This is a genomic window from Oerskovia turbata (assembly GCF_000718325.1).
Classification (GTDB): domain Bacteria; phylum Actinomycetota; class Actinomycetes; order Actinomycetales; family Cellulomonadaceae; genus Oerskovia; species Oerskovia turbata.
In genome coordinates this window covers 1-18,662 of record NZ_JOFV01000002.1, presented here as the reverse complement: position 1 = coordinate 18,662, position 18,662 = coordinate 1, and the positions used below count along the sequence as shown (strand labels likewise).

Here is an 18,662-nt window from a genome sequence, read left to right as displayed (position 1 = left end):
GCAATTGTTTAACCGATGGAGTTACCGAACGGTGACATCGAACATCCGGCTTTTGCTTGACGCTCGTCATAAGTCGTCCTACGGTATGGAACATGCGAGCCGAAGAAGTCGCGCGAGACCTCGGGGCCATCGATGCCCCCGCCACCAGGACGGAGCTGCCCGCCCTGGACGGCCGCCCCGTCGTGGGGGCCGCGACCACCCCCGTCCCCGACCGCCCAGCGACCGACCTGCTGCCCAGCCGGCTGCCCGCCGCGGGCTACCGTGCCGGCATCATCGGCACCGGCTTCATCGGAGAGGTCCACGCCCGGGCGATCCGCACGGCCGGGGGAGACCTCGTCTCGGTCGCCGGCATCGACGCGCCGGGGGCACGCGAGGCCGCAGCCGACCTCGGGGCCCTGGGCTACGCGGCCACGGCGCAGGAGCTCATCGACGACCCGGGCATCGACGTGGTGCACGTCTGCACGCCCAACTTCCTGCACGTCCCGCTCGCCACGGCGGCCCTCGCCGCGGGCAAGCACGTGGTGTGCGAGAAGCCCCTCGCGATGGACCTCGAGGGCGCGATCACGCTCGCCGGTCTCGCCGAGGAGGCCGCCACCGCGGACGGACGCGTCGCCGTCGTGCCGTTCGCCTACCGCTTCCACCCCATGGTGCGCGAGGCGCGCGCCCGGGTCCGCAGCGGCGCGGTCGGCACCATCAGCCTCGTGCACGGCTCCTACCTCCAGGACTGGCTCCTGCGGGCCAGCGACGACAACTGGCGCGTCGACCCCGCCCTCGGCGGCGCGAGCCGCGCGTTCGGCGACATCGGCTCGCACTTCTGCGACCTCCTCGAGTTCACGACGGGCCAGCGCATCGTGCGTCTCGTCGCGCAGACCGCGACGATCAACGCCGAGCGCACGGGCGCCGACGGGCGCCCCGCGCCGGTCCGCACCGAGGACGCCGTGACGCTGCAGTACGAGACCGACGGCGGAGCGCTCGGCTCGGCCGTCATCAGCCAGGTCTCGGCAGGCCGCAAGAACCGGCTCTTCCTCGAGATCTCGGGCTCCGAGTCGACCCTCGCGTTCGACCAGGAGGGCCCCGAGACCCTCTGGGAGGGCCGCCGCGACACGAGCCGCCTGCTCATCCGCAACCCCGAGGCGCTCACCCCCGAGGCCGCCCGCTACTCCCGGCTCCCCGCAGGGCACCCGCAGGGATACCAGGACTGCTTCAACGCGCTCGTCGGCGACACCGCGGCGGCCATCAACGGGCACACGCCCGACGGGCTGCCCACGTTCGCCGACGGCCTCCGGGCCGCCCGCCTCGCCGAGGCCGTGGCCCGTTCCGCACGCACCGGCACCTGGGTGGAGGTAGAGGCATGACAGCACCGACGGCAGGAGAGGGCGTGACCACGCCCCTCCTGCAGCTGCGGGGCATCGGCAAGGTCTTCTTCGGCAACTCGGTCCTGCGCGGCATCGACCTCGACGTGCGGCCCGGCGAGGTCCACGCGCTCGTCGGGGAGAACGGCGCCGGCAAGTCCACGCTCATGAAGATCATCGCCGGGGTCCACCAGCCCGACACGGGCACCATGGAGCTCGACGGCGCACCCGCCACGTTCGCGTCCCCCCTCGCCGCGCAGGCGGCCGGGGTCTCGACCGTCTTCCAGGAGTTCAACCTCCTGCCCGAGCGCACGGTCGCGGAGAACGTGTACCTCGGCCGCGAACCCCGCCGGTTCGGGATCGTCGACGCCCGGCGCATGGCCCGCGACACCGACGAGCTGCTCGCCGACCTCGGCCTGCACGGCCTCGCGTCGTGGATGCGGGTCGGGTCGCTGTCCGTGGCCGAGCAGCAGATCGTCGAGATCGTCAAGGCCGTCTCCTACGACGCCCGCATCATCTCGATGGACGAGCCGACCGCGGCGCTCGCAGACCAGGAGGTCGAGCTGCTCTACGCGCTCGTCCAGCAGCTGCGCTCCCGCGGCGTCGCGATCCTCTACGTCTCGCACCGCCTCAAGGAGATCTTCGACCTCTGCGACACCATCACGGTCCTCAAGGACGGCGACTTCGTCCTGACGACCGCGACCGCCGACATCACCCCGGACCAGCTCGTGCGGACCATGGTCGGCCGCGAGTTCGCGGGCTACTACCCGGACAAGGACCCGGGCACGGTGCCCGGCGCCGTCAAGCTCGCCCTCGCGGGCGCCGGCAACACCCACGTCGACGGGATCGACCTCGAGGTCCGCGCGGGGGAGATCGTGGCCCTCGCCGGACTCCAGGGCAGCGGACGCACCGAGATCGCGCACGGCGTGTTCGGCGTCGCCCCGTTCACCCGGGGCACGGTCCTGCTCGACGGCGAGCCCGTCACGGTCGGCTCGGCCCGCGAGGCCGTCCGGCTCGGGCTCGCGCTCGTCACCGAGGACCGCAAGGCCGAGGGCCTGGCGCTCGAGCAGTCGATCTCCGCGAACGCCCGGCTCGTGCTCGACGCCGTGACCCCCCGGTCCTCCGACCGCCGCGCCAAGGCGATCCCCGGCATCCTGTCCTCGCTCGACCTCGTCTCGCGCTCCCAGGACGCCGAGGTCCAGTACCTCTCGGGCGGGAACCAGCAGAAGGTCGTCCTGGCCAAGTGGCTCGTGACCGACCCGTCGGTCATCGTCCTCGACGAACCCACGCGCGGCATCGACGTCGGCGCCAAGCGCGCGGTCTACGACCTCATGCGCACCCTCACGGCGCGCGGCGTCGCGATCCTGCTCATCTCGTCCGAGCTCCCCGAGGTCGTCGCGATGGCCGACCGCATCGTCGTGATGCGCGACGGCCGGGTCGCCGGCGAGCTCCCCGCGGGCAGCGACGAGGAGACCATCATGGCGCTCGCGACCGGGGCCGGAGACACGTCGGAGCACGTCGAGGTCGACCTCTCCGCGCTCGACGTGCCCGTCGGGTCCAGCGTCCGGACAGAGCGTCCCGCGCACAGCGACACCCTCCAGGAGGAGAAATGAGCACCGCGGTGAGCACCGCTTCGCCCCGCGCGGGGAGCGCGAGCTCCGGCCCCCGACGGCGCCGGCTCGGCTCGACGGGGATCGTCTACCTCGCGCTCGTCGGCATCCTCGTGATCTCGGCCGGGCTCGTCGCGGCCCAGGGCGGCAGCTTCTTCAGCCAGGGGAACCTGTTCTACCTGCTGTCCCAGACGAGCCTGCTGGGCTTCGTCGCGATCGGCCAGACGTTCGTCATCCTGTGCAAGTCGCTCGACCTGTCGGTCGGGTACGTCGTGGCCTGGTCCTCGCTGGTGGCCGCCACGACCATGGCCGGTGACCCGTCGCGCATCTGGCTCGGCGTGGTCGCGGCGCTCGCGGTCGCCGCAGGTGTCGGGCTGGTCAACGGGCTCGTCATCTCCAAGCTCCGCGTGAACTCGTTCATCGCGACGCTCGGCGTCGGCCTCATCATCAAGGGCTACCTGGACACGCAGTTCAAGGGCCCGTCGGGCGAGGTCCCCCAGGCCTTCCAGAGCTTCGGGTACACGCGCATCGGTCCCGTGCCGGTCTCGGTCATCGTGCTCGCGGTGGTCATGGTGCTCGGTGTCGTGCTCCTGACCCGCACCCGTGGGGGTTATCACATGTTCGCGGTCGGCGGGAACATCGACGTCGCCCGTCTCTCGGGGATCCGCACGGACCGGTCGATCATCCTGGCCCACGTCCTGTGCTCGCTGTGCGCGGGCGTCGCCGGCCTCCTCATCGCGGCACGCTTCGGCACGGGCAACGCCCTGGTCTACACGTACGGCTACGACCTGAACTCGATCGCGGCCGTGGTGCTGGGCGGGACCCTGCTCATGGGCGGCCGTGGCTCGATCATGGGCACGATCGCCGGTGTCCTGATCCTCGCCTCGCTCGACACGGTGTTCAACGTGCTCGACGTCAGCCCCTTCTTCAAGGACGTCCTGCGCGGCGCGATCATCATCGCCGCGGTCGCCATGTACGCCCGCCGCCAGATCGACCCAGCGAGCAGCCGGGCGAGGTTCAAGGCCCTGGCGCAGTCCGTCCGGCCCGGCTCCCGCGGTGGACCGGGCGGCGCGGAGCCCGAGAACCCGTCCACCACGACCGGCAAGGAGGCCACCCGATGAGCGCGAGCACTCCCGCGACCAGCCCGAGCGCCCCGGGCGGTACGCAGGCCGCCACCCGGAGCGGCTTCTCCCGCCGGGTCCAGCGCGTCACGTCGGGCAGCACCTGGACCGTCTACGCCCTGCTGATCGTGGTGTTCGTCGCGATCCTCGTGATGAACCCGTCGTTCGGCGAGCCCATGTCGCTCATGGCCTTCCTCAAGAAGGCGGCGCCGCTGATCGTCCTGGCCATCGGGCAGTACTTCGTCATCGTGTCGGGGGAGTTCGACCTGTCGGTCGGCTCGCTCGTGGGGGCCCAGGTCGTGATCGCGGCCAAGCTCATCGACGGCGAGGAGTCGATGACGTGGCCCGTGATCGGCCTCATGGTCCTGTTCGGCCTGGCGGTCGGGCTCGTCAACGGCCTGATCGTCACACTCCTGAAGGTCCCGTCGTTCATCACGACGCTCGGCATGATGCTCGTGCTCTACGGTGCGATCCGGCTGTGGACCGGCGGGGCGCCCACGGGCTCGCTCACGGAAGGCTTCCGTCAGTGGGGCCGCGGTGGCCTGCCGGACACCCCGGGGCAGTTCCAGGTGCCGTACGCGGTGCTCATCACGCTCGTCCTCGGCGTCGTCGCCGTGATCGTCATGCGACGCCCGTACGGTCGCACGCTGGTCGCGACCGGCGACAACGACGTGGCCGCGGCGTTCTCGGGCGCCTCGGTCTGGTGGGTGCGCACGCGGGCCTTCCTGTTCTCGGGCTTCATGGCCACGGTCGCGGGCATCCTCATCGGCGGCTACGCCGGCGTGACGGCCCAGGTGGGCGAGGGGCTCGAGTTCATGGCGATCACCGCGGTCGTCCTGGGGGGCGTCGTCCTGGGCGGCGGCCGGGGCTCGGTGGTCGCGGCCATGGCCGGCGCCCTGACCCTCGAAGCCCTGTTCACGCTGTTCAACCAGCTCAGCCTGCCGTCCACGATCCGTCCTGCGGTCCAGGGCGTGATCATCATCGCCGCGGTGGCGTACGCCGCGATGCCGCGCCGGTCCCGTTCCACGACCCCTGGCGCACCGACCACCCCGGCAGGGGTCCCCGAACCCACCGTCCCCAAGGAGCCCCAGCCAGCAGCGCCCTAGTCCTCCGGTCATCACCCGGAACGCCACACAGATCCGTCCCCGACAGGCCGTCGCACCCGTTGCGCCGGCAGGACAACGAAGTCTTCCGAACACCAGGAGAAGGAACATGCGACGCTCTCGAGTTCTCATGGCAGGGGCCGCGACCGCGGCACTGCTGTTCACCGCTGCGTGCAGCACCGACGTGCCCGACGCCCCCGCGGGCGGCGAGACCGCGACCGAGGCGGGGGAGGAGTCGAACGAGTCGGGCGCGAACAGCCAGTGGTTCGTGCAGGCCGACTACGACCGCCAGCTCGCCCAGCGCACCGCGGTGCCCGAGGGGCCCGCGGACCAGCCGTGGCTGCAGGCGATCGACCCCGAGTACGTGGACACCGCGCAGTACGCGAAGGAGGGCGGCAAGAAGCTCTGCTTCTCCAACGCCTCGGTCTCCAACCCGTGGCGCGTGACGGGCTTCATCACGATGCAGCAGCAGGTCGAGGTCCTCAAGGCCTCGGGTGATATCTCGGAGTTCCGCGTCTCGGACGCCGCGGACGACGACAACAAGCAGATCTCCGACATCCAGGCGTTCGTCGAGGCCGGTGACTGCGACGCGATCATCATCTCGCCGTCGACGACCGCGACCCTGACCCCGGCGGTCGAGGCGGCGTGCGAGTCCGGCAAGCCCGTCATCGTGTTCGACCGTGGCGTGAACTCCGACTGCATGGTGACCTACATCCACCCGATCGGCGGCTACGCCTACGGCGCCGACGGCGCCGAGTTCCTGGTCGAGAACCTCGAGCCCGGCTCGAAGGTCCTGGCTCTGCGCATCCTGCCCGGCGTCGACGTCCTGGAGAACCGGTGGGCCGCGGCCGACAAGATCTTCTCCGAGAGCGACATCGAGGTCGTGGGCCAGGAGTTCACCGGTGGTGACGGCGCGAAGATCAAGGACATCGTGACGCAGTACCTGCAGCGCGGTGACGTGGACGGCATCTGGATGGACGCCGGTGACGGCGCGGTCGCGGCGGTCGAGGCGTTCGAGGACGCCGGCAAGCCCTACCCGGTCTTCATGGGCGAGGACGAGCTGAGCTTCATGCGCAAGTGGAAGGAGACGGACATGACGGCCCTCGGTGCCGTGTACTCCAACTTCCAGTGGCGCACCCCGATCCTCGCGGCCCAGATGATCTGGAACGGCGAGCAGGTCCCGGCCGAGTGGGTCCTGCCCCAGTCGCCCATCACGGGTGAGGACCTGGACGCCTACCTCGAGGCCAACAAGGACATGCCTTCGCTGCACTACGCCAAGTTCGGCGGCGAGGACCTGCCCGGCTACCCCGAGGCCTGGACGAACCGCTGAGCCCCTCCCGGCCGGCCCCTCGCTCTCCTCGGGGGACCGGCCGGGAGCCGGTACGTACCGCACACTCCCGGACGCCCGACGACGGAGCGCACCTTCCCCGTGGAGGTGGGCTCCGGCGTCGGGCGGCCGGGCAGCGCACCCACCGACGAAAGAGAGCACCGTGGCTCGCACGCGCCCCCTGGGGGTCAACACCTGGGTGTGGACCTCGCCCCTGACCGACGCCTCCCTGCGCGAGATCGCCCCGCGCGTCGCCGGGTGGGGCTTCGACGTCCTCGAGCTCCCCGTCGAGGACGTGACCGACTGGAACCCGCAGCTCGCCGCGGGCGTCCTCGCCGACAACGGCCTCGAGGCCTCGGTCTCGCTCGTCATGGGCCCGGGACGCGAGCTCGTCTCGGCCGACGGCGGGACGATCCGCCGGACCCAGGACTACCTGCGCCAGGTCGTCGACATGGCGCAGGCCGTCGGGGCGCGCGTGATCGGCGGCCCGGCGTACGCGTCCGTGGGGCGCACCTGGCGGATGACCGCCGGGCAGCGCGAGGCCGCGAACGCCGAGCTCGTCGACCACCTGGGCCCCGTCGTCGAGCACGCGATGGCCGCAGGCGTGCGGATCGGCCTCGAACCGCTCAACCGGTACGAGACGAGCATGGTCAACACGGTCGACCAGGCCCTCGCCGTCGTCGCGCCCCTCCCGTCGGAGGGCATCGGGCTCATGCTCGACATCTACCACATGAACATCGAGGAGACGGACCTGGCGGCCGCGGTGACGCGCGCCGGGGACCGGATCGCGCACGTGCAGGTCTGCGGCAACGACCGCGGAGCCCCTGGCGACGATCACCTCGACTGGCACGCGTTCCTCGGCGCGCTCGACCGGGTGGGCTACGACGGCTCCCTGTGCATCGAGTCGTTCACCGCCGACAACGCGACCATCGCGACGGCCGCCTCGATCTGGCGACCGCTCGCCCCCACCCAGGACGCCATCGCCGTCGATGGCCTGGACTTCCTGAAAGGACTGATGCGCGGCTGACCGATCGGTAGGTGCAGGACCGACGGCGCCGGCACGCCGTGGGACGACGTAACTCTTCAAGCACGTGCGGCCCCGTTCACCGACGAGCGGGGCGCGGACACTCTCGCCACGTGCCGACTGCCCTGGAGGCAAGACACATGAAGGCTGCGCGACTTCCCCTGCGGGGAAGAGCCGTCGCGGCGCTGACCATCGGAGCTCTGGCGTTCACTCTCGCGCCCGTGACGATGGCTGCTGCCCACGACGGACCACACGAACCCGGTGACGACCGCAAGGTCCTCATCTTCACCAAGACGACCCAGTTCCGGCACACCGAGGCGATCACGCAGGGCACGCCCGTGCTCGAGGCGGCGTTCGCCGACGTCGGGATCTCCTCCGACCACACCGAGGACTCCTCGGTCTTCACCGACGAAGGCCTCGCGGAGTACGACGCGCTGGTGATGTTCCAGACGTCGGGCGACCCGTGGAACGCCGACCAGAAGGCAGCGCTCGAGCGTTACCAGCAGGCCGGCGGCGGCATCGTCGCGATCCACAACGCGACCGACATGCGCGGCAACTACGGCTGGTGGGACGACATGATCGGGGCGCTCATGCCCGGTCACGCCGCGACCGGCAACAGCCCCGGCCTGCCCGGCACGGTGCGCGTCGAGGACCGCGTGCACCCCTCGACGAGCCACCTCGACCAGCGCTGGGACCGCGCCGACGAGTGGTACAACTACTCGGCCAACGTCCGCGGGAGCGCGCACGTGCTCGCCACGATGGACGAGTCGACGTACGACGCGGGCGGCAACAAGATGGGCGCCGACCACCCGATCTCGTGGTGCAAGCCCTACGACGGCGGCCGCGCCTGGATGACCGGCATGGGCCACTTCGGTGCGCACTTCACGGGTGAGCCGGACCTGGTCCAGCACATCGTGGGCGGCGTCCAGTGGGCGTCCGGCCAGGTGGCCGGCGACTGCGGCGGCACCGACTGGGGCCAGTTCGAGAAGGTCGCGCTCGACACCAACACGAGCGCACCGTTCGGCATGGACGTCGCACCCGACGGCCGCGTGTTCTTCACCGAGCTCGTGCGCGGACAGATCCGCGTCTACGACCCGCGCACCCAGAACACGACGACCGCCCTCACCATCCCCGTGTACTCGGGCGGTGAGGACGGCCTGCTGGGTATCGCGCTCGACAAGGACTTCGCGACCAACGGGTACCTGTACCAGTACTACTCGCCGGCCTCGGCCGACGACACGAACCCGGAGAACTTCTTCAACCGGATCTCGCGCTTCACCGTGACCGACGGCGGTCCCGGCGGCACCGTGATCGACCCGGCCTCGGAGAAGATCCTCATCGAGGTCCCGGCCGGGCGCCTGCCCGACGAGCCGGGCCACACGGGCGGCAGCCTGATCTTCGACGACCGCACCGGCGACCTGTACATCGGCGTGGGCGACGACGTGAACCCGCACTCGGAGCCTTCGGGCGGCTACGCCCCGCTCTCGGAGCGTGACGGGCGCCTGCACGACGCACGCGCGACCTCGGCCAACACCAACGACCTGCGGGGCAAGGTGCTCCGCATCCACCCCGAGGCCGACGGCACGTACTCGATCCCCGAGGGCAACCTGTTCGCCCCGGGCACCGAGAAGACGCTGCCCGAGATCTACGCGATGGGTTTCCGCAACCCGTTCCGGTTCACGATCGACCCCGCCACGGGCAACCTCGGCGTGGCCGACTACTCCCCGGACAACGGCTCCGACAACCTGGCGAACCGCGGTCCCGCGGGCATCGCCGAGTGGAACCTCATCCAGGAGCCGGGCTTCTTCGGCTGGCCCCTGTGCATGGGCAAGAACGAGCCGTTCCGTGACGTCGACTACCGCACCAACCCGGTCACGGTCGGCGCGAACTTCGACTGCGCGAACCCCGTCAACGACTCGATCCTGAACACGGGTCTGACGCAGCTGCCCGCCGCCCAGCCGGCGGACATGTACTACGGCTACCAGCGCACGTCGGCCCCCGGCATCATCAACGCCGGCGGCGGGCTCGCACCCATGGGCGGTCCGTTCTACAGCTACGACGCGGACCTCGTGTCGGACACCAAGTTCCCCGAGTACTACGACGGCAAGCCGTTCTTCTACGAGTGGGCGCGCAACAAGATGTACTCGATCGACCTGAAGGACACCACGCCCCAGGGGGCTGCTGTCGAGAAGGTCAACCCGTTCCTGTCGAACGAGCAGTTCCTCGCGCCGATCGACTCGACGTTCGGCCCCGAGGGTGCGCTCTACGTGCTCGACTGGGGCGGCGGGTTCGGGCGCGACAACCCGAACTCGGGTCTGCACCGCATCGACTACGTCTCCGGTTCGCGCTCCCCGATCGCCACGCCGGCGGCCACGCCGGACTCGGGCACGGCCCCGCTCACGGTCACGTTCGACGGCGCCGCGAGCACCGACCCCGAGAACGAGGCGCTCACGTACGCGTGGGACTTCGACGGTGACGGCACGACCGACTCGACCGAGGTGGCCCCGAGCCACACCTACACCGCGAACGGTGTCTACGACGCCCGCCTGACGGTGAGCGACCCGTCGGGCAAGGTGGGCACCGCCACGGTCCCGATCACGGTCGGCAACACGCGCCCCGAGGTCGACTTCAACCTGCCGCCGACCGGGTCGTTCTTCGACTTCGGCGACCGGATCGACTGGGACGTCGAGGTCAGCGACGCCGAGGACTCCTCGATCGTCGACGAGAACGTCATCATCCAGCCGGCGCTCGGGCACGACGCCCACGCGCACCCGTCCGAGCCGCTCCACGGCACGACGGGCTCGGTCGAGACCGGCCTGGGCGGTGGGCACGGCGAGGACATGAACGTGTTCTACGTGCTCGACGCCCGGTACACGGACGGTGGCGGCGAGGGCGACGTGCCCGCGCTGACCGGCTCCGACACGACCCTGGTGTTCGGCAAGAAGCGCGAGGCCGAGTTCCACACCGCGTCCGAGGGCACGACCCAGCTCGCGAGCCGGGACGTCGAGGGCGGTGGGTCCGTCATCACGGGCGAGGACGGGGCCTGGTCCTCGTACGACCCGTTCAACCTCCACCAGATCAGCGCCCTGTCGCTGCGCGTCTCGGCAGCCGAGGCGGGCACCGTCGAGCTGCGCCGTGACGCTCCCGACGGCGAGCTGCTCGCCACGGCCTCCGTCCCGGAGACCGGGCTGGGCACCTTCACCGACGTGCGCGTCGACGTGGCGGACCCGGGCGAGAGCTTCACGCTGTACGTCGTGTTCCCCGGTGCGGGTGAGCGTCGCCTGAACTTCATCGAGGCGCACGGCAAGGGCATCTCGGCCACGACCCGTCCCGAGGTCGTCGTGACCGCTCCCGAGCCGGGCGTCCAGCTCGAGCAGGGCGAGATCACGGTCTCGGCGGACGCGACGGACGCCGAGAACACGGTCACCCAGGTGGAGTTCTTCGTCGACGGCCAGTCGATCGGCACGGACACGTCCGCGCCGTACTCGACGACGTGGAACGTCACCGCGGACAACTACTACAAGCTGACCGCGGTCGCGACGAACGACAAGGGGCTCACCACGAAGTCCCGCATCGTCATGGCCCAGGTCGGTGACCTGTTCGCCGGCATGAAGACCTTCACCAACGCGAACGGCACGTTCGAGCAGCTGTCCGAGGGCAAGTACCTCGTGTCCTCCGCAGGCGCCAACATGTGGCAGGGCACCGACGAGTACTCGGCCATCTACAAGGAGGCCGGTGCGGACGAGAAGTGGTCCGCGACGGTCAAGGTCAACAGCCAGGGCAACTCCAACGGGTCCGCCAAGGCGGGTCTCATCGTCCGCAACGACGTGACGCAGCCGGGCAAGTCGCCGGGCTACGCGGCCCTGGGCATCCGCCCGAGCGGTGGTTTCGAGTGGCTGCGCGGCAACGCTGCGGGGCAGCTCGTGTCGTCGACGGCGGCGAGCTCGACGAGCTACCCCGCGTGGGTGCGGATCGAGCGCGACGGTGACCTGTACACCGCGTCGTGGAGCAAGGACGGCGAGAACTTCACCCAGATCGGCGACCCGGTGTCCCTGCCGGGAGCGGCGTCGGTCCAGGACGTCGGTCTCTTCGTGACGGCGCACAGCTCGAACCAGAGCGCGGTCGAGTTCCAGGACTTCTCGTTCGACGACGACCCGGTCGACCCGACCGAGCCCGGGACGGACACCCCGCCGCAGTGCGCGGCGCAGAAGTCGGACGACTTCGACGCCGCGGACATCAACACCGGTCGCTGGACCGTGGTGCGTACCGCACCCGGGACGTCGATCACGGTCGCGGACGGCAAGGCGGTCCTGCCCGTCGTCCAGGGCGACATCAACGAGGCGGTCCCGGGCCCGATCAGCTACCTGGGCCAGCCGGCACCCGCCGGGGCGTGGGAGATCCAGACCAAGGTCGAGGTCCCGCTCGCACGGCACTGGCAGCACGCGGGTCTCCTCGTGCACGTGAACGACGACGAGTACACCAAGTTCGCGTTCACGAAGAACCAGAACGGCAACCGCTTCCTGGAGTTCCAGACCGAGACCGGCGGTGCGCGCACGTGGCACGGCCAGACGAACGTCGCGGCGGACTTCCCGTCGTCGGTCTACCTCAGGCTGATCTCGACGGGGACGGCCATCACGGCCGCGTACTCCGCCGACGGCCAGACGTGGACCGCGATCGCCGGCTCTGCGCCGGTCAAGGCGGACGCCACGTTCGGCGTCATCGCCGCGGGTGACACGGGGACGGCCGACTCGGTCGCCCTGGTCGACTGGTTCACGGTCACGCCGGACTCGGACGACGACGGCTCCCGTGAGCCGTCCGACGAGTTCGACGGCACCGCGCTCGACGGCTGCCGCTGGAACAACGTGGTCCGCTACGACGACTCGAAGGTCGAGGTCGCCGGTGGCGAGCTGCGCATCACCACGCAGCCGGGTGACATCAACAACCAGAACCCGATCAGCCCGCGCAACTTCGTGCTCCAGGCAGCCCCCGAGGGTGACTGGGTCGCTGAGACGCGCTTCAAGGCGCCGCTGCTGCACCGCTGGCAGTACGCCGGTCTGATGGCCTACGGCGACGACGACAACTACGTCAAGCTCGACGTGGTCGCCAAGAACCAGCCGGGCACCCCGCTCAACCTGGGTGCCGAGCTCGCGTCGGAGAAGAACGCGGCCTCGAGCGGCGGCAACCGTCAGCTCGAGATCGCCGACACGACCGAGTCGGGCTACTGGTACCTGCGCATGGAGAAGGTGGGCAACACCTACCAGGGCTGGGTCAGCGACGGCGGGGTGAACTGGACGTCCCTCGGGGCCCCGGTCACCAACGACGCGGCGCTGACGTCCTTCGGTCTCGTGGCCATCGGCCCCGAGCAGGAGGTCCCTGTGACGGTCGCGTTCGACTGGTTCCACGTCACCACGGGTGACGAGGACACGCAGGCGCCCGTCGTGGCGGTCGCCCAGGACCCGGCAGCCGGCGCGTCCGGCTGGAACACCGGGGCCGTGACGGTCACCGCGACCGCGACCGACGACGTCTCGCAGACGCCGTCGATCGAGGTCAAGGCCGCGGGCGCCGACTGGGCCCCGTACACGGGCGGCATCGCGCTCACGGAGGGTGGCGAGCACTCGCTCACCTTCCGCGCGAGCGACGAGGCCGGCAACGTGTCGCAGGAGGTCGTGCACGTGGTGAAGATCGACGCCACGGCACCGACCGCGACGGCCGAGCTGTCCGAGCGCACGGTCACCCTGGCGGGCGCGGACACCGGTTCGGGCCTCGCCCGGGTCGAGTACCGCCTCACCGACACCCCTGCGGACGAGTGGCTCGAGTACACCGAGCCCGTCGTCGTCGGGGACGGGGCCGTCGAGGTCTCGTACCGCGCGGTCGACGTCGCCGGGAACGTGAGCGAGCCGCTCACCCTCTCGGTGCCGCCGGTCGAGGGCGGGGTCACGGTCGAGGTCACGCCGCGCACGCAGTGCACGGCGGGCAAGGTGCTCGTGAACGTGCGGGTCGTCAACACCGACGACGCGCCTGCGACGATCAAGGTGAGCACGCCGTTCGGGACGAAGACCTTCACGGGTGTCGCCCCGGGCAAGTCCGCGTCGCAGTCGTTCGCCTCGCGCGCCACGTCGGTCGAGGCGGGTTCCGCCACGGTCGTCGCGACGATCGGGGACCGGACGTCGACCTACACGGTCGACTACGCGGCCGCGTCCTGCGGCTGATGCACGAACGGTAGGCGTCGCCCTCTCGGGGCGGCGCCTGCCGGGCGCGTCGTCCGGCCGGTCGTGGCCGGACGACGCGCCGCACCCGACAGCGCGTCCCTGCCGACCCTCCCGGCAGGCCTTCTCGTCGGCTCGTCCTCGTCGAGCCCTCATCTCGTGCCAGACGCTCGCGTCGGCACGCTCCCGCCCCCGACAGACAGGAACCGACCCGTGGCGCAGAAGACCGCAGCACGACGCAGCAAGGCGGACCTCGCGGCCCGGTCGGCGACCGCTCGGGGAGCGGGCCCCCGGTCCGGGGACGGTGCCGGTCGTCCCCGCCCGCGGCCGCCGGAGCGCGAACACGCCCAGTGGCCGCGGAACCTCTCGCGTGCTCGTCGCGTGTGGCTCGTGGTCGCCGCGGTCGTCGTCGGTGTCGGCGTCGCGGTGGCTTCCTGGGCGCTCACGCGAGGGCCCGACGGCGGAGCGTCCGGCGCGTACGCCGTCGACCCTGCGCGCGTGGCCGAGCTCGAGGCCGCCGAGGCCGCGCGCGACGCCGAGAACCTGGGCGTCGTGACCGACTTCGCGCTCTCGGCGCAGGAGCGCCTCGTCCCGACCATGAACGACCTGTCTGTGGTGCTGCCGCTCGACGGGTCACCCGGGATCCCCGCGACGCCCGAGCAGGTCGCGACGTGGCAGGAGGGCCTCGCGGCCCTGACGACCGAGGCCGAGGCGCTGCCCACCGGGGCGTCGGGGTACAACGTCACGCGCAACGGGCTGGGGGTCTCGATCGTGCTGCTGGGCGACACGGTCGACGCGCTCGTCCTGGCCGAGGGCGCGGCCGAGCCGACCCGCACCGAGATCCTGGCGCTCGCGGCCGACCTGCGGCTGCGGGCCGCCGACACGTGGGCCATGGCCGCGACCCAGCTCGACGAGCTGAGCGTCGGCGCCGACCAGGGACACGTCCACGTGTTCCTCCCGCTCCACCCCGACGACGCGGGCGACGGCGCCGCCCACCCCGCCGAGGGTGACCACTGACCCCGCCGAGGGTGACGCCCGACCCTGCCGAGGGTGACGCCACGCCCCGCCGCTCAGCCCAGCGGGCGCACCATGACGACGTCGTCGTGCGCCTCGCCGCCCACCACGTACGTGCGGGTGCCCGCGAGCTCGAACCCGTGCTTGCGGTAGAACGCCTGGGCCCGTGCGTTCTGCCCGTTGGTGCCGAGCCACACGGCCCGGTCCGGGACCAGGGCCGGTGCCGCGTCGAGCGCGGCCTGCAGGAGCGAGCTCGCGACCCCCGTGCCTTGGGACGCGGGGTGCACGTAGATCTTCGACAGCTCGACGCTCGGCTCGTCGCCCACGACGGCCACGATGTCCGCGTCGACGGGCACGCCGCGCACGAGCAGCGCATAGCCGACCAGGCCTCCGGCGTCGTCGGACGCGCCGGCACCCCCGTCGGGCGACCCCGGGGACCCGAGCGCCTCGGCCACGAGCAGCGTGTGGTCGGCGCTCGCGGTCCACGCGACGAACCTCTCCGGGGAGAGCTGCGTGCGGACGTGCTCGGCGACCGCCGCCGGGTCCGCACCGGGTGGGCACGCGAGCGGGAACGTGATCGCGGCCAGCGCCGCGAGGCTATCGGCGTCGGCGGGGGTCGCGGTGCGCAGGGAGGTCGTCATCCGCGGGAATCTACCCGGCCGCACCGACGAGCGGGAGGGGCGTCCCGCCGTCGGGCCGTTGACACCTCGCCCCGCCGGGAGGACGGTGGAAGGACCGGAGACGTCGCCCGCCCAGCCCACGGACGCCGCCCCCGCCGGAGCCCCGACGACGGGGACCGCGTGAGGGGAGGTGAGAACACATGAGGAAGATGGTCGACTGTCGGACCACACCCAGCGTCATCAACTGCACGCTGACGATCGCCGGCGAGGAGGAGGAGGTCCTCGACGCCGCGTACGACCACATGATCAGCAAGCACGGTCACGAACCCACGGCACAGCTGCGGGAGGACATCCGTGCCGACCTGGTCGACGCCGAGCCGTCGATGGCCTGACGCGCTCCGACGCGCTCCGACAGCACGAGACGAGCACCAGAGAGCACCTGACCAGCACAGCCCAGCCGGTCGTGGCCCGTGGGTCACGACCGACGCGCGTGCTCTCGGCGATGATGGGGACATGACGCACCTCCCGGCGCCCGACGCGCGCCGCATCGACCTCAACGCGGACCTGGGCGAGGGGTTCGGGCCGTGGGCGCTCGCGGACGACGACGCCCTCCTGCGTCTGGTGACCAGCGCGAACGTCGCGTGCGGATTCCACGCGGGGGACCCGATGATCATGCGCGCCACCACGAGCGTGGCCGTCGAGCGGGGCGTGAGCATCGGCGCGCACGTCGCCTACCGCGACCTCGCGGGCTTCGGGCGCCGGTTCCTGGCGGTCACGCCCGCCGAGCTGACGGCCGACGTCGTCTACCAGATCGGCGCCCTCGACGCTTTCGCGCGCCTCGCAGGCGACCGCGTCCGGTACGTCAAGCCGCACGGTGCGCTGTACAACGCGATCGTCCGGCACGTGGAGCAGGCTCGCGCTGTCGTCGACGGGGTCGTGGCCTACGACGCGACCTTGCCGATCGTCGGGATGTCCGGCTCGGCCGTGCTGCGGCTCGCCCGGGAGGCAGGGCTGCCCGTGGTGCACGAGGTCTTCGCCGACCGCGGCTACGCGCCCGACGGGTCGCTCGTGCCCCGGGGGACGCCGGGCGCGGTGCTGCACGACCCGGTCGAGGTCGCCGACCGCGCGCTGCGCCTCGTGACCGAGGGGGTCGTCGTCGCCTCCGACGGCAGCGAGATCGCGGTCGAGGCCGACTCGGTCTGCGTCCACTCCGACACCCCCGGCGCGGTCGCGCTCCTGACCGAGGTGCGCCGGGCGCTCGAGGCGAGCGGCGTCGTCGTGCAGGCGATCGGGCGGTGACCACGCCCACCCGGCCCGATGTGGGCCCACGCGTCCGGGTGTTCGGCGACCACGCCCTCATGGTCGACCTCGCGGGGCTCGACGACGTGCACGCGCTGGCCGCCGCGCTGTGCGGCGTGGACGTGCCGGGCGTCGTCGACGTCGTGCCCGCGGCGCGCACGGTGCTCGTGCTGCTCGACGACGTGGCGACCACCGCGGACCTGGCGCGGGTCGAGGACGCGGTCCGGGCCGCGTGGGAGTCACGGGGCGCGGTCGCGCAGCAGGGGGAGGGGGGCCTCGTGGAGGTCCCGGTCGTCTACGACGGGCCGGACCTGCCCGACGTCGCCGCGTGGGCAGGGCTGTCCGTCGCCGAGGTGGTGGCGCGCCACAGCGCACGGGAGTACGTCGTCGCGTTCGGCGGCTTCATGCCGGGCTTCGCCTACCTGACCGAGGTCGACCCGACGATCGCCGCGCCACGCCTCGCGACCCCGCGGACCCGGGTCCCCGCCGGCTCGGTCGCGCTCGCGGGCGACCTCACGGCGGTCTACCCCCGTGCGACGCCCGGGGGGTGGCGCCTGCTCGGCCGGACCGACGTCGAGCTGTTCGACCTCGACCGTGACCCGCCCGCGCTGCTGACCGCGGGGACGAGGGTGCGCTTCCGAGAGGTCGACCGGCTGCCGGGCGACGCCGGGGGTGACGCAGCTGCCGCCGGGGGTGACCGGGAGCGCGCCGGGGATGACGCGCTACCCGTCGACAGTGACGGACGGCTCGCCGAGGGTGACCGTGCAGGTGGCGTCGAGGTTCTTGCGACCGGGCCGCTGACGCTCGTCGAGGACGAGGGGCGGCCCGGCTGGGCGTCGTCGGGGGTCGGGAGGTCGGGCGCCGCAGACCAGGGAGCGCTGCGCCTGCTCAACCGCCTGCTGGCCAACGACGGCTCCGCCGCAGCGCTCGAGGTGACCCTCGGCGGGCTGGCCCTGAGGTTCCACGAGCGGGCGACGATCGCGCTCGCGGGCGCGGCGGCGCCGGCAGTGCTCGACGGCACGTCGGTCGGCATGCAGGCCCTGCTCGATGTGCGCCCGGGAGCCGAGCTGCACCTTGGGTACGCCGCGCGCGGGACGCGGACCTATCTTGGCGTGCGCGGCGGCTTCGACGTGACGCCCGTGCTGGGTTCGCGTTCGTCCGACGTCCTCGCCGGTCTGGGGCCGACGCCGTTGCGTGCGGGGGACCGGTTGGCGATAGGGCCGCGACCGGCACTCCTGCCCGTGGTCGAGATGGTGGCGCCCCGTGCCGCGGCGGCGGGGGCGGTCGAGCTCGCGGTGCGCCGCGGGGTGCGGGACGAGTGGTTCGACGACGACGCCTGGTGCGACCTCCTGGGCTCGACGTTCGAGGTGTCGGACGCGAGCAACCGGGTGGGCCTCAGGCTCTCGGGTCCGCCGATCGGACGTCGGAGCGGCGAGATGCCGAGCGAGGGGCTCGTGCCCGGCGCGATCCAGGTCCCACCCGACGGGCACCCTGTCCTCTTCCTCCGTGACCATCCCGTCACGGGCGGCTATCCCGTGATCGGCGTCGTCCGTGCCGGCGCGCTCGACGTCGCCGCGCAGCTTCGGCCGGGGGACCGGCTGCGGTTCCGGGAGGCGAGTTGACGGAGGCGAGGGGCGCCCCGTAGTCTTCTCGAAGTCAGCCCGGCAGGGAGGAACAGACACCACTGCGAAGCTCCCCGGAGCCGCCGCGAAGTGGCTGGATCCCTCGGGTGGCCACCCCTCAGATCTTCTCAGGACGCCTCTGTGTGTCGCGGGAGTCGTCGGGGCGGTCGGCTCAGGCGGCTCCCCTTCACCAGCAACGGCGAAGTTGAGACGCGGGAATGAGTCTGGTAGGTTAGAGAAGTTGCCCCGAGTGAAGGCCTGGAAGCGGGTTGGAGTCGGTGCGTGTCGGTTGCTTGAGAACTCAACAGTGTGCTTGATAGTTAATGCCAATTGTCCTGCGTGGGCGTGTGGCGCGCATCGTTTG

12 protein-coding genes are annotated in these 18,662 nt (G+C 71.6%); 11 read left to right on the top strand and 1 reads right to left on the bottom strand.

Features of this window, described 5'->3' with window-relative positions:
• Positions 1-92 precede the first annotated feature (92 nt).
• The 8 genes from IE95_RS0101680 (at position 93) to IE95_RS0101645 (ending at position 14,760) form a co-directional block, all read left to right on the top strand.
• Positions 93-1,355 carry a Gfo/Idh/MocA family protein gene (locus IE95_RS0101680; RefSeq protein ID WP_084689699.1) on the top strand — a complete coding sequence of 421 codons (1,263 nt, stop codon included), beginning with the start codon at positions 93-95 and terminating at the stop codon, positions 1,353-1,355.
• On the top strand, positions 1,352-2,965 hold the full coding sequence (locus tag IE95_RS0101675; RefSeq protein WP_051702587.1) for a sugar ABC transporter ATP-binding protein: 1,614 nt from the start codon (positions 1,352-1,354) through the stop codon (positions 2,963-2,965). The genes IE95_RS0101680 and IE95_RS0101675 overlap by 4 nt, the downstream gene beginning before the upstream one ends.
• Positions 2,962-4,083, top strand: coding sequence for an ABC transporter permease (locus tag IE95_RS0101670; RefSeq protein WP_030149888.1), 1,122 nt, complete (start codon positions 2,962-2,964; stop codon positions 4,081-4,083). The genes IE95_RS0101675 and IE95_RS0101670 overlap by 4 nt, the downstream gene beginning before the upstream one ends.
• A complete protein-coding gene (locus IE95_RS0101665; RefSeq protein ID WP_030149887.1) occupies positions 4,080-5,189 on the top strand; it encodes an ABC transporter permease in 1,110 nt (369 codons plus the stop codon). The genes IE95_RS0101670 and IE95_RS0101665 overlap by 4 nt, the downstream gene beginning before the upstream one ends.
• A gap of 106 nt (positions 5,190-5,295) precedes the next feature.
• Entirely contained in the window at positions 5,296-6,516 is a 1,221-nt protein-coding gene (locus IE95_RS0101660; protein WP_030149886.1) for a substrate-binding domain-containing protein, read from the top strand.
• 160 nt (positions 6,517-6,676) lie between these two features.
• Positions 6,677-7,540, top strand: a complete 864-nt coding sequence (locus IE95_RS0101655; RefSeq protein WP_030149885.1) for a sugar phosphate isomerase/epimerase family protein — start codon at positions 6,677-6,679, stop codon at positions 7,538-7,540.
• Between the two features lie 224 nt (positions 7,541-7,764).
• Positions 7,765-13,746, top strand: coding sequence for a ThuA domain-containing protein (locus IE95_RS19360; protein ID WP_240666302.1), 5,982 nt, complete (start codon positions 7,765-7,767; stop codon positions 13,744-13,746).
• A 210-nt stretch (positions 13,747-13,956) separates the two neighbouring features.
• A complete protein-coding gene (locus tag IE95_RS0101645; RefSeq protein WP_129429419.1) occupies positions 13,957-14,760 on the top strand; it encodes a hypothetical protein in 804 nt (267 codons plus the stop codon).
• A gap of 53 nt (positions 14,761-14,813) precedes the next feature.
• Here IE95_RS0101645 and IE95_RS0101640 read toward each other — a convergent pair whose 3' ends face one another.
• Positions 14,814-15,398, bottom strand: a complete 585-nt coding sequence (locus IE95_RS0101640) for a GNAT family N-acetyltransferase (protein WP_030149882.1) — start codon at positions 15,396-15,398, stop codon at positions 14,814-14,816.
• Positions 15,399-15,577: 179 nt separating this feature from the next.
• On the opposite strand from IE95_RS0101640, the gene IE95_RS0101635 reads away from it, so the two are divergent.
• From IE95_RS0101635 to pxpB, 3 genes are all read left to right on the top strand, one after another.
• A complete protein-coding gene (locus IE95_RS0101635; RefSeq protein WP_030149881.1) occupies positions 15,578-15,769 on the top strand; it encodes a DUF1059 domain-containing protein in 192 nt (63 codons plus the stop codon).
• Between the two features lie 121 nt (positions 15,770-15,890).
• On the top strand, positions 15,891-16,676 hold the full coding sequence (locus IE95_RS0101630) for a LamB/YcsF family protein (protein WP_030149880.1): 786 nt from the start codon (positions 15,891-15,893) through the stop codon (positions 16,674-16,676).
• Positions 16,673-18,298 carry a 5-oxoprolinase subunit PxpB gene (pxpB, locus tag IE95_RS0101625; protein WP_206053313.1) on the top strand — a complete coding sequence of 542 codons (1,626 nt, stop codon included), beginning with the start codon at positions 16,673-16,675 and terminating at the stop codon, positions 18,296-18,298. The genes IE95_RS0101630 and pxpB overlap by 4 nt, the downstream gene beginning before the upstream one ends.
• Positions 18,299-18,662 lie beyond the last annotated feature (364 nt).

Bases quoted from the DNA above. Each gene is read 5' to 3' on its own strand.
- IE95_RS0101630 (WP_030149880.1), top strand. From the start codon at position 15,891: ATGACGCACCTCCCGGCGCCCGACGCGCGCCGCATCGACCTCAACGCG.
- IE95_RS0101670 (WP_030149888.1), top strand. From the start codon at position 2,962: ATGAGCACCGCGGTGAGCACCGCTTCGCCCCGCGCGGGGAGCGCGAGC.
- IE95_RS19360 (WP_240666302.1), top strand. From the start codon at position 7,765: ATGGCTGCTGCCCACGACGGACCACACGAACCCGGTGACGACCGCAAG.
- IE95_RS0101680 (WP_084689699.1), top strand. From the start codon at position 93: ATGCGAGCCGAAGAAGTCGCGCGAGACCTCGGGGCCATCGATGCCCCC.
- IE95_RS0101675 (WP_051702587.1), top strand. From the start codon at position 1,352: ATGACAGCACCGACGGCAGGAGAGGGCGTGACCACGCCCCTCCTGCAG.
- IE95_RS0101665 (WP_030149887.1), top strand. From the start codon at position 4,080: ATGAGCGCGAGCACTCCCGCGACCAGCCCGAGCGCCCCGGGCGGTACG.
- IE95_RS0101660 (WP_030149886.1), top strand. From the start codon at position 5,296: ATGCGACGCTCTCGAGTTCTCATGGCAGGGGCCGCGACCGCGGCACTG.
- IE95_RS0101640 (WP_030149882.1), bottom strand. From the start codon at position 15,398: ATGACGACCTCCCTGCGCACCGCGACCCCCGCCGACGCCGATAGCCTC.
- IE95_RS0101635 (WP_030149881.1), top strand. From the start codon at position 15,578: ATGAGGAAGATGGTCGACTGTCGGACCACACCCAGCGTCATCAACTGC.